This is a genomic window from Streptomyces sp. NPDC002324 (assembly GCF_053593335.1).
Genome location: NZ_JBSFCF010000044.1, coordinates 23,872 through 35,214 on the forward strand (window position 1 = coordinate 23,872; position 11,343 = coordinate 35,214).

11 protein-coding genes are annotated in these 11,343 nt (G+C 70.3%); 6 read left to right on the plus strand and 5 right to left on the minus strand.

The window, feature by feature from the left end:
* Nucleotides 1-20: 20 nt before the first annotated feature.
* The 5 genes from fxlM (at nucleotide 21) to ACWCRJ_RS37560 (ending at nucleotide 6,781) form a co-directional block, all read left to right on the plus strand.
* Nucleotides 21-1,268, plus strand: a complete 1,248-nt coding sequence (fxlM, locus tag ACWCRJ_RS37540) for a methyltransferase, FxLD system (protein ID WP_450943484.1) — start codon at nucleotides 21-23, stop codon at nucleotides 1,266-1,268.
* A 70-nt stretch (nucleotides 1,269-1,338) separates the two neighbouring features.
* Nucleotides 1,339-1,536 (plus strand): FxLD family lanthipeptide, encoded by a 198-nt coding sequence (locus ACWCRJ_RS37545; protein WP_359538832.1) that lies wholly within the window; start codon nucleotides 1,339-1,341, stop codon nucleotides 1,534-1,536.
* Between the two features lie 72 nt (nucleotides 1,537-1,608).
* Nucleotides 1,609-4,656: a lantibiotic dehydratase gene (locus ACWCRJ_RS37550; RefSeq protein ID WP_450943485.1), complete on the plus strand. Its 3,048-nt coding sequence runs from the start codon at nucleotides 1,609-1,611 to the stop codon at nucleotides 4,654-4,656.
* Nucleotides 4,653-5,801 carry a lanthionine synthetase LanC family protein gene (locus ACWCRJ_RS37555; RefSeq protein ID WP_450943486.1) on the plus strand — a complete coding sequence of 383 codons (1,149 nt, stop codon included), beginning with the start codon at nucleotides 4,653-4,655 and terminating at the stop codon, nucleotides 5,799-5,801. Before ACWCRJ_RS37550 ends, ACWCRJ_RS37555 begins: the two co-directional genes overlap by 4 nt.
* A 23-nt stretch (nucleotides 5,802-5,824) precedes the next feature.
* Entirely contained in the window at nucleotides 5,825-6,781 is a 957-nt protein-coding gene (locus ACWCRJ_RS37560; RefSeq protein ID WP_450943487.1) for a thiopeptide-type bacteriocin biosynthesis protein, read from the plus strand.
* A 308-nt stretch (nucleotides 6,782-7,089) separates the two neighbouring features.
* Here the strand turns inward: ACWCRJ_RS37560 and ACWCRJ_RS37565 are convergent, their stop codons facing one another.
* Nucleotides 7,090-7,824, minus strand: a complete 735-nt coding sequence (locus ACWCRJ_RS37565; RefSeq protein WP_450943520.1) for a DUF1775 domain-containing protein — start codon at nucleotides 7,822-7,824, stop codon at nucleotides 7,090-7,092.
* Nucleotides 7,825-7,933: 109 nt separating this feature from the next.
* Nucleotides 7,934-8,143 carry a heavy-metal-associated domain-containing protein gene (locus ACWCRJ_RS37570; protein WP_450943521.1) on the minus strand — a complete coding sequence of 70 codons (210 nt, stop codon included), beginning with the start codon at nucleotides 8,141-8,143 and terminating at the stop codon, nucleotides 7,934-7,936.
* Nucleotides 8,144-8,663: 520 nt separating this feature from the next.
* On the opposite strand from ACWCRJ_RS37570, the gene ACWCRJ_RS37575 reads away from it, so the two are divergent.
* Nucleotides 8,664-9,047 (plus strand): copper chaperone PCu(A)C, encoded by a 384-nt coding sequence (locus tag ACWCRJ_RS37575; protein WP_450943488.1) that lies wholly within the window; start codon nucleotides 8,664-8,666, stop codon nucleotides 9,045-9,047.
* 89 nt (nucleotides 9,048-9,136) lie between these two features.
* Here ACWCRJ_RS37575 and ACWCRJ_RS37580 read toward each other — a convergent pair whose 3' ends face one another.
* The 3 genes from ACWCRJ_RS37580 to ACWCRJ_RS37590 form a co-directional block, all read right to left on the minus strand.
* Nucleotides 9,137-9,793 carry a sigma-70 family RNA polymerase sigma factor gene (locus tag ACWCRJ_RS37580; protein WP_450943489.1) on the minus strand — a complete coding sequence of 219 codons (657 nt, stop codon included), beginning with the start codon at nucleotides 9,791-9,793 and terminating at the stop codon, nucleotides 9,137-9,139.
* A 312-nt stretch (nucleotides 9,794-10,105) separates the two neighbouring features.
* Complete coding sequence (locus ACWCRJ_RS37585) at nucleotides 10,106-10,774, minus strand: hypothetical protein (RefSeq protein ID WP_450943490.1); 669 nt, start codon at nucleotides 10,772-10,774, stop codon at nucleotides 10,106-10,108.
* Between the two features lie 157 nt (nucleotides 10,775-10,931).
* Nucleotides 10,932-11,336 (minus strand): copper chaperone PCu(A)C, encoded by a 405-nt coding sequence (locus tag ACWCRJ_RS37590; protein WP_450943491.1) that lies wholly within the window; start codon nucleotides 11,334-11,336, stop codon nucleotides 10,932-10,934.
* Between the last annotated feature and the right edge of the window lie 7 nt (nucleotides 11,337-11,343).

Here is an 11,343-nt window from a genome sequence, read left to right on the forward strand (position 1 = left end):
TGCCGAGAAGGAGAATGCCCGTGAACGACGCTCCCGACACGACGCCCGAGAACATCAACGCTCCTGCGTCCGAACAGCAGTTGCGTGATGCCATGGTGAAGCGGCTCATCGAGCTAGGTGCTGCACGTAGCACCCGCGTCGTGGCCGCGTTCCGTTCGGTACCCCGGCACCTGGCCACCCCCGAAGTGGACATGGCCAAGACCTACGAGGCCGAGTTCGCCCCGGTCACGAAGACGGACCCGACGGGCGTGAACATCAGCTCGGTGTCCGCCCCGCGCATCCAGGCCATGCAGATCGAGCAGGCCGATATCCAGCCGGGGATGAACGTCCTGGAGATCGGCTCCGGCGGCGTGAACGCGGCCTACCTCGCCGAGATGGTGGGCGAGCAGGGCCACGTCGTCACGATGGACATCGACCACGACGTCACCCAGCGTGCGGAGGACTTCCTCAAGGCGACCGGCTACGACCGGATCGTCACGGTGATCACAGCCGACGGCGAGCACGGCGTGCCCGGCCACGCGCCGTACGACCGCATCGTCGTCACCGTGCAGGCCGCCGACATCCCGCCCGCCTGGGTCCACCAGCTGAAGGAGGGCGGTCGGCTCGTTGTCCCGCTCAGGATGCGTGGCATGACCCGCACGGTGGCGTTCGTCCGCGACAGGGAGCGGCTCGTCAGTGACGGGTTCGAGCTGTGCGGGTTCGTGCCGATGCAGGGCGTCGGGGAGAACCGCGTGCGCCTGGTATTGCTCCACGACGTGGAAGGGGAGGAAATCGTCCTCCGCCTCGACGGACATCCCGAGCCCGACGCCAAGGCCCTGAGTGTGGCCCTGGGCAGGCCCCGCGTCGAGGCGTGGTCGGGCGTCACCGTGGCCGGCGACGAGTCCACCGAGCACCTGGACCTGTGGCTGACCACCGCCCTCGACAACCTGCCCCTGATGGCCGCGAAGATCGGCGCGCGACAACGTGGTCTGGTTGCCTCCGCGTCGCCGATCGGGGTGCCCACGCTGGTAGACGGAGACAGCTTCGCCTACCGCACTGCTCGCCCCACCGACGACCCCGACCGGTACGAACTCAGGGTGATCGGCCATGGGCCGCAGGCGCGCAAGGTCGCGGACCGCCTGGTGGAGGAGATCCAGGTCTGGCACAGCGACCACCGGGCCCAGCGTGCGCACATCGAGGTCCACCCGGCGGGCACGCCGGACGACCGGCTTCCCGCGGGCCGGCTCATCGACCGGCCCCACACGCGGGTCACGATCACCTGGCCGTGACGCCGTCGGCGGCGCCCCGGCCAGGCCGGCACAGCACATCCCACCCAACTCTTCCCGTGAGGAGAACGTGATGGCACCCCAGAACCCCACCACAACGCTGAAGGCCGCGACGGACTACAGCACCACCACCGCCGGGTCGGACTTCGACCTCAACATCGAGACCCTCGCCTCCGCCCCGGTCATCGGCTCGCTGCTGAACGACACCAGCGACAACTGCACCTCCACCTGCCAGTCCGCCTGCACCAACAGCACCTGCATCGGCGGCTGACCCACCAGGGGCCGGGCGAAATCCGACGCACCCGGCCCCGCGCACCGCCATGAAGAAGAAGGAGGCACAGCCATGTACCACGCAATCGATGCGAGCATGATCCGCGCATCAGTCCTCCCGCTGGCGGCGACGCTTCCTCCTTGGCCCGACCTGGATGGGGAAATCCCCGCCGACGTCGAACGCGGGCGCGACTGGATCGCCGAGGTCTGGGCGGACGACACCCGGGCTGCCGCCATCGAGTTCGCCGCGCCGCTCCTCGCCGCCGCCGTCAGAGACGTGCTCAATGGAGAGCGGCAACGGGCGCGCTCCGTCCGGCGCACCGCGGCCTCGCTCGCCCGCTACCTGCTGCGCATGCAGCACCGCGCCACACCGTTCGGGCTGTTCGCCGGCCCCGCCCCCGTGAGCATCGGCGGCACCGCTCGGGTGACATGGGGGAAAGAGCACCGTGCTTTCGCCCGGGCCGATGCCGAGTGGTTGAACGCCGCCATCACTGCCTTGGAAGGCAACCCGGAGGTGCTGCGGCGCCTGCCCGTGGTGGCAGATCCGACCTGCACGGTACGAGGCACTCGGGTGGCAGTACCGCACCAGTCCGGCACGAACGGCCCCACCGACACCACACTGCGACGAACCCGAGCCATGGAAGCGGTGCTCGCCTTGGTCCGTACGCCGATCACGGTCAGCGACCTCGTGGCCAAACTCCACAGCGACTACCCGGATACGCCGGCCGCGGTGATCGAGAACATGGTGTCCAGCCTCGTCGCCCATCGCGTCCTGCTGATGAACCTCCACGCCCCCATGACATGCGACGACGCACTCGGACATCTCATCGCGCAGCTGGACGCCACGGGTGCCGCCGCCCCATCAGGTGGAGCCGGTACAGCCGAGGAGCTGCGAAAGATCCACCAGCTGCTCACCCTGCACGACATCGCTGCCCAGGGTGAGCAGCAGGCCCTGCGCGTCCAGGCGGCTGCGCGAATGAACACCCTCACCGACACCACCACCCACACCCTGGTCGTCAATGTGCGCCCCGACTGCGACATCGTCCTGCCGACAGCGATCACACGCGAGGCGGAGCGTGCCCTGGAGGTCATCTCCCGCATCTCGCCGTACCCGAACGGCTCTCCGGCGTGGCAGGACTATCGCGCAAGGTTCCTGGAGCGCTACAGCATGGGAGCGATCGTCCCCCTGCGTGACCTCACCGACCCGGACACCGGCCTCGGCTTCCCCGTCGGCTACCGCGGCACGGTCCTGAAGCGGCCGGTGTTGGCCACGACCCGCCGCGACGAGCACCTCCTCGCTCTCGCCCAGTCTGCGGCCCTCAACGATCGGCGCGAAGTCGTCCTCACCGAGGAGGACATCGAGGCCATGTCACTCGGGGAACCCACTCAGGTGCCCGCGCACGTCGAACTGTGCTTCACCGTGCTGTCCCCCTCACTGAAAGACCTGGAGCACGGCCGGTTCGAACTGGTCACCGCCGGTCTGTCCCTCGCGGCCGGCACCACGACGGGCCGTTTCCTGACGATGCTGGACCAGCCGGACCGCGACCGGATGACCGCCGAGTACGCCGCCCTGCCAACGCTGGCCGCCGGAGCCGTACGCGGACAGGTCTCCAGCCCACCCCTGCGTATCCCGACCCGCAACGTCGGCCGCGCCCCAGTCGTCGTCCCACACGTCCTCTCGGTCGGCGAGTACAACCCGGACGCCACCCTCGTCCTGGACGACCTCGGTGTCGTCGCCGACTCCCGACGCCTCTACCTGCTCTCCCTCTCCACCGGGCAGCTCATCGAGCCCTCGGTCATGAACGCCGTGGAACTCAGCAGCGCCACCCACCCCCTCGTCCGCTTCGTCACTGAATTGCACCGCTCCCACACTGCCATCCTCACTCCCTTCGCCTGGGGCGCGGCGGCCCGGCTGCCGTTCCTGCCCGAAGTCCGCGTCGGCCGCACCATCCTGTCCGCCGCCTGCTGGCGGCTGAACGCACGGGACCTCTCCGGCGACAGTCGCGACTGGATGTTCCGTTTCACCGACTGGCGCATCCGCTACGGCGTGCCCCGCACCGTGTACGTCGGCGGCAACGACCAACGGCTCCGCCTCGACCTCGATGTCAGCGCCCACCGGCAACTCCTGCGCGCCGAACTGGACCGCCACGGAACGGTGACCCTGCACGAAGCGCCCGACGAGGCAGCGTTCGGCTGGGTCGGCCGCGCCCACGAAATCACCGCGTCCTTCGCTTCCGACCAACCGCCTTTTCCCGCGCCCATCAACCGCACGACACCCGTCGTCCGCCACGACTCCAGCCGCCTGCCCGGCGCCGGCGAGTGGGCCTACCTGAAGCTGTACGGCAACGCCGACCGGGCACCCGAACTGCTGACCGCGCACCTCCCGCGCCTCCTCCACGACTGGGACGCCGACGCACCGACGTGGTGGTTCACCCGCTACAACGACCCCGACAGCCACCTCCGGCTGCGACTCCGCCTCCCGAACCCGAACGCCTTCGGCGAAGTGGCGCAGCAGGTCGCCGCCTGGGCGAACGCACTACGTGCCGAGGGCCTGCTCCAACGCGTGCTATGGGACACCGACGAGCCGGAAACCGGCCGCTACGGCACCGGCCCCACCCTGGACGCCGCCGAACAAGTCTTCGCCGCAGACTCCGACGCCGCCCTCGCACAGATGGCCCTCCCCATCCCCGACAGCCTCCGGCCCGCAGTCACCGCCACCAGCTTCGTCGACATCGCCGACGCCTTCCTCGGCTCCCCAGCGGACGGACGGGCATGGCTCACGACGAACCTCCTGAAGAACGACGGCGAAGCCACCACCCGCGACGTATTCTCCACAACCGTCCACCTCTCCGCCCCGGGCCCCGACCACGCGGCCCTGCGAGCCTTGCCCAACGGTGAGCACCTCGTCACAACGTGGGCCCTGCGCCGCACCGCCCTGACTGCCTACCGCCAGGCTCTCGACGCGCACGGTGCCGACCCCGCCGCGGTTCTGCCGTCCCTCCTGCACATGCACCACAACCGGGCCGCCGGCATCGCCCCCGACAGCGAAGCCATCTGCCGCCGCCTGGCCCGCGCCGCCGCCCTTTCCTGGACCGCAAGAAAAGAAGGAGCCCTGCGGTGACCATCGCCCCGCCCGCCCCGGACACGGACGCCACCCTCCGGCAGTCCCTCGCCCGAGGATCCCTCGGCATCGCCCTGCTCCACGTCGAACGCGCTCGCCAGGGCACCGGATCCTGGCAGACCGCCCATCAGCAACTCGCCCACATCGGCCCGCTCCTGGACGGCAACGAAACCGGCCTGTTCCTCGGCGCGCCCGCCATGACGTACGTGCTGCACTGGACCGCCATCGACAGCAACCGGTACACCGGCGCCCTGCAAACCCTCGACCGCATCGTCGCCGCCCACATCCGACGCCGACTGACAGCAGCACACGCCCGCATCGACCGCGGCGAGCCGACCACCTTCGCCGAGTACGACCTCCTGCGCGGCCTGACCGGCCTCGGCGCCCTCCTCCTACGCCACGCCCCCGAGGGCGACGAACTAAAGGGCGTACTGGACTACCTGGTGCGCCTGACCGAGCCGCTCCACACCGCCAACGGGCGAACCCGCCTGGGCTGGTGGGTGAGCCACAGCCCCGTCAACCTCAGCGCTCCCACCCCCGGCGGCCACGCCAACGCCGGCCTCGCCCACGGCATCACCGGCCCCCTCGCCCTCCTCGCACTCGCCAAACTCCGCAGCATCACCGTGCCCGGCCACGAGAAGGCAATGCTGCGGATCTGCCGCTGGCTGGACCAGATACGCGTAAGCGATCACCGAGGCACCCGCTGGCCACGCTGGATCACCGACACCACCACCGTGCCCCCACACCTGGCCGCCCCTTCCTGGTGCTACGGCACCCCCGGCCTGGCCCGCGCCCAACAACTCGCCGCCCTCGCCCTGAACGACCCCGACCGCAAACGCATGGCCGAACGAGCACTCCTCTACTGCCTGGCCGACCCCGCCCAGCTCGACCAACTCACCAGCCGCGGCCTGTGCCACGGCCTCGGCGGCCTGCTCCGCGTCGTCCAGCGTGTCGCCCAGGACGCCGACGAACCACGAGCCTTCGTCCACCACCTGCCTCAGCTCAGCGAACGCTTCCTCACCACCGAACCTCCAGCCGAGACCGGCTTCCTCAACGGCTCGGTCGGCGCGACCCTCGCCTTCCAGAACATCCAAGAAGGCACCCTCCCCACCAGCGACTGGGACGCCTGCCTCCTCCTCATCTGACCCCGCCACCGAAAGAGATCGGGATGAACCTGCCCGACAGCAGCACCATCGAGCAGGCCATCCTGGCCGTCCTGACCGGCACCCCGCTCACGGAAGCCGCCGAACGAGCACAGACGTCGCCCAAGCGTCTCGCCAAGGCCACCGAGCGCTACCGGGACGCTGGCCGGTCAGCACTCGACCCCCAACTCGGCAGCTGGCACCAGGTGAACATCGAGTTCACCGACTACCCCACAGCGGAACGAACCTTCCGCACCTACCTCCTGCCCGCCCTGCACACCGGGCCGATCGGAGCATGGTGGTTCGTGCGCAAGCACCCCTGCTGGCGCCTACGCGTCCAGCCGGGCCCAGGGACACGGACGGAGGACGCCGTCGCGCACCTCACCGAAGTACTCGACAACACCCTGTCCTTGGGCCTCGCCAAGCGGTGGCGGCCCTTCCTATATGAGCCGGAAACCATCGCCTTCGGCGGCCCGCACGGCATGACGCTCGCCCACACCCTGTTCCACACCGACAGCATCGGAGTCCTCGACTACCACCAGCACGTGACCGACAGCACCAGCGGGCTCCCCGGCCCCAATGAGACCTCCCTCCTCGCCACCACCCTGCTGCTGCGTGCCGCCGGGCTGGAATGGGGCGAACAGGGAGACGTATGGGGGCAGGTCGAAACACGACGCCCAATGCCCGCAGACGTGCACCCCGACCAGGTCAGCGGCATAGTGGCCCCGGTACGGCGACTCTTGACGCTCGACGCCGGCCCCGCACTCACCGACGGCCCACTCGCACCGCTCGGGAACTGGGTGACCGGCTTGGAGCACTCCGGCCAAGCCCTCGCAGACGCGGCACGCGCGAGCAACCTTCAGCTCGGTCTGCGCGGCATCCTGGCCCGGCACATCCTCTTCCACTGGAACCGGATGGGCCTCACCACCCGCCAACAGGCCATCTGGGCACGCGCAGCCCGGGAAGCGATCCTCGGAAGTTGAACGTTGCCGACGTCATGCAGTGGCCGATTGTCATGAGGCTGGTGGGGTGCAACCGGCCGCACTCATTTTGGTGTGCTCCCCGGCAGTAAGAAGAGAGGACAACGGACTTGCCGCAGCGCCTACCCCCGCGCCGGTTCCGCCCACCGTCCTACCACGGCCCGGCTACCGGGATCGGTGGCGGGCCCGTCTACGCCTCTGCCACAGAGGAGCGCATCGTCAGAGCTCAGAATGCGGCCACCGAGCTCGGGCACACAGGCTGTCGTCAGCGGCAGTCCCGCCCAGGGACGTGCCGGAATCGCAGCCGGCACTCAGGCAGATTCGCTTCGCCGACTCCGGAACCACCACGCTCCGCCGCCAAGCACGAGAATGCCCGCGCCGATGCCGAGGGGAACGGCGATGGGCATGCCGTCGTCCTCTTCCGCGCTGTCCGCGGCGGGCTCCGCCGAAGGCGTCTCGTTGCTCGGCTCAGGCGAGGAAGGGCCCGTAGTGGGCTCTTCCGAAGGGCTGGGGCTGGGGCTCCCGAGCTTCGCGCCGGGGGCGGCGGCCTTCAGGTCAAGGCGGGGTGCGGGATGGCCGTGGCCGTGGCCGTCCGCACTCTCCTCGTCGTCCAGTTCGATCCAGCGGTCCACCTGGCCGTCGCTGTAAGACTGCAGCGTCTTGAAGACCAGCGACTTCGCATCGGGCAACTGCCGTACGGTGACGACGTACTCGGCGTCCTCCCCCACGGCGAGCTTCGGCCCCGAGACGGTGTAGCCCCGGCTGGTGGTGGCGAACTTCCAGCCGTCCGGGCCCTCTTCGAAGGTGATGTCGGCGGGGGCGATGCCCTCGGGCAGGATCACCTCCAGCTTGCTGATGCCGGCGTTGCCTGACTCCGACGCCGCGTGGAAGGTCAGCTCGACGTTCTGATCCAGGGCCCGGGCCCCCTCCGCCTCGACCTCCGCGTGGGCCGCGGCCGGGCCGGCGGTGACGACGGCGACCGCGAACGCGGCCGCCGTGAGGACGCCTGTACGGCGCAGGCTGCGTGCGAAGGTCGGGCGGTGCACTGAAGACTCCATGATGGCGATGGGGTGGTGGTTGCATTCAAGCGCAGGGCACAGCCTGTGGCCAGGCCGGTGATGTGCACGGCGCGACCGGGGTTGGCAACAAATGGGCTCAGCCGTCCGGCTCCGGCCGCAGCCTGCGGCCGTACGACCTCCGCGACCTCGTAGCCCGTCTCGACGATCGACGCCCGTACGGCCTGGTCGTCGACCGACTCTCGCGTACGGTCACCAGGCCCGACCGGACATCGACGTCTACGCCCGTGACACCGAGTGCCTGCGTCACCTCATCGGTAACGCTCGCCGCGCAGTGACCGCAGCTCATTCCGGACACCAACAGAGAGAGCAACCCGCTCAGCACAAACCCCGCCACACAGCCCACCAGAGCACCGAGAAGGCCGCAGAACACGGAGCCCAGCCAGGCGTAACCGCCCGCCAGCACGGCCAGGGTGGCAGATGTCAGGGGCCAGGCCCCACCGACGCCTGTACGACGGTGTGCGGACCGGGCGGCAGTCTCTTCTTCCCACGGCCATCCCCGCGACGGTTCTTCCCTCGGCTCTCGCACAGGCCCCAGCACGTGACCACCCCTGCCGGCCGCGGCCACGCAGTTCCGCAACCACGTTCGATCCGGGCTTCGGTGGAGTTCCTTCCCCGCCACCACGGCAAGGAACCGGCCACCTCGGCACAGACCGGGAACCACCCTGGCCCGCCCCCCGACCACTGACACATAAGCCGAGAAGCCCGATGCGCATGACGCTCAGCGCATGACGCGCCGGTCGCGGAACACACCATCCGGAAACGACCCGCCGTCCCTCGCGGTCCGATCGGCGAACGTACTGCGAGCCGTGGTGGCGCCGTTGGGCGCCTCCTTCGGCACGCTGGCCCTGCTGGTGGCCTATACCGCGACCGGTGCGGCCGGGGACGCGCCGCCCAGGATCACGGTCGGCTACGCGCGCATCGTCGCGGCACCCACAGGCTCCGACTCGGCGGAACTGGGCGTCAGCGTCATCCGCCGTACCGTCCGCCGGACCGGGACGGGGCGTACGGAGCCGGCCTGGGCCGTCGACGTCCCTGCGGGTGGCGCGGTACGCATGGCACCGGGCGGACTCGGGGTCGTGATCCTGGACCCACCCGTACTGAAGGCCGGGCAGAGAGTGCCGTACACCTTGTGGTTCCGGAAGATCGGGAAAGTCGTCGTCCGGGCGACGGTGACCGAGAGTGTGAAGTGACCCCGGGAGAGCGGGGTCGGCCGGAGGACCGGGAGGGATGCCCGGCGTCCCGCGCGAGCGGCGAGCACCGGCACCCCTTCGTCACACGGTCACGCGGCCACCGCGACGGGAACGTGCGGTTCCCCGGCAACGGCGTCCGCGCCGGCATCCGCCTGGGCGAGAAGCTCGATCAGGGTCGCCCGGGCCCGAGCCACCCGCGAGCGGATCGTCCCGACAGGGCAGCCGCTGATCTCGGCGGCCTCCTCATAGGACAGCCCTGCCAGTTGAGTGAGGACGAACGCCTGACGGCGCTCGGCGGGCAGCGCGTCCAGCAGGTCGAGCAGGGCCACGCCCTCGTCGAAGCCGGGCAGCCCGATCGGCCGCGCCCGCTCGGCCGAGATCGTCCAGTCGTCTGCGTCGACCAGGCGAGGCCGCGCGGCGGCGTACCGCAGGTTGTCGGCCACCGTGCGGCGGGCGATGGACAGAAGCCAGGTGCGTGCCGAGGAACGACCCTCGAACCGGTGCAGGCTGCCGAGCGCCCGCAGGAACGTGTCCTGCGCGAGGTCGTCGGCAAGCTGACGGTCGGCGGAGAGGTAAGTGATGTAGCGGACGACATCGGGACGCAGTGCTCGCACAAACCGGTCGACGGCTTCGGGGTCACCTCCACGGGCGGCCAGTGCCCAGGCGGTGGACAACTCGTCGTGCGATACCCGCTGATGCCCCTCTTCGCGTATCGCGCGCGGGGCGGCCAGGACAGGAGTGATCACCTGTATGTCCTTCTCGGGTTGTCCGGGACCCGGCACCGCGGCGCACGCGACCACGCACTGACACAGCGGCACACGTGCCCAGGCATGGGCACGGCGGTGAACTGGACCGCGCCCCGGCACACCTGGCGCGCCGGGCGCGTGGTGCGCCATCGCGGAAACATCCCGGAACGGGAGGGAAGTGGGGGAAGGGGCCGTACGCCTTGCGACGTGAACGGCCCTGGCCCGAAGACCTGTCCCTGTCCCCGCCCCCGGGCACCGACGTCGCGGCGCACTTGCGGAGAGGAAGGGGACTGCCTCGGGGAACCGGCTGTCTCAGACGACAGCGGTCCCGGCCGGAGGCCCCCGAGAAATGATCGTGTGGGCGAGCGTCAGCCGCGGCACCCGCTCCGCCCGCTCGCGCATCGGCCGCGGGCGCGGCCAGTGCGGCGGCGGGGTGTTCAGGGCAGTCGGCAGCCGCAGTGGAGTGGCCAGCCATCCCGCGATGGCCCGCAGCACACGGAACGCGGCCCGTTCGCCGTGGGCCAGCCACAAGCCGGTCAGCAGAGCGGCCAGAGCGTGGGCGGCGAGCATGCCGAACGACGACGAGCCGCCGCCCATGTCATGCGCCACGTGCCCGAAGTGCCCCGCGTGCGCCGAGTGGCCCGTGCCCATGGCACCCATCGGGCCCAGGTCCATCGCGTCCATGGACATGGAGCTGGTGGAGGAGGGCGTGGAGTCCGCCGAGGCCACCGACTGGACCAGCGAGAAGGCAGAGTGGAGAGCGCCCTGGGCGAGCACGACGACGGACACCACCAGCGGGAGCCCGCGTTCGCGGCCCGCCAGAGACCAGCCGACGGCGCACGTGCCGACGAGACCGGCCGCCATGGTCCACCACGGCACGGTGGAGCCCGACATCAGCACGTGGCCGAGGGCGGCGAGCAGCACGCAGACGGCCGCGAACACCGCGGCCCGTACCGTGCGCGCACACCACCCAGCAGTCATGACGGCTCATCCTCGCATTCGGGCTTGGCCCGCCACAGGTGGGTACGCACAACGCCCGGTCCCACGACTCAACTCCGAGCCAGTGATATGGACCACACCACCCTGCCGAAACTCGACGAACGTATCGGCCGACGTCACAAGGGTAAGGACGGAGGGGTCATGTCCCGGCCCCACCCGGACGATCCACGACCGCGAGGGCCCGCACGGCCCCGCTGTGCTCGAAGTGCAGCGTGAAGTCGACGAGGTCGCCGACCTTCCAGTCCGCGTTCGCCGGAAGGATCACGTCGAGGCCGGTCGGAGACATGGTGAGGGTGCCACCGGCCGGGACGGCGACCGAGGCCACCGTCCCGCTGACGGCAGAGCTGGTGCCGGTCATGCGATGTCGGCTGAGGCTGCCGGCGCCCTGGACGTCATCGGAGGTCACCTTCAACAGCCGGTCGGCCGAGCCTCCCTTGTTGGTGATCCGGAAGAAGGCCGCCGTCTCCGGGGTGTCGCCGGTGGGCAGGAACACCCGGCCGTCGGTGACGGCGATACGGGCCGGGGTGCCCGCGTTGCCGTACACGGCCCAC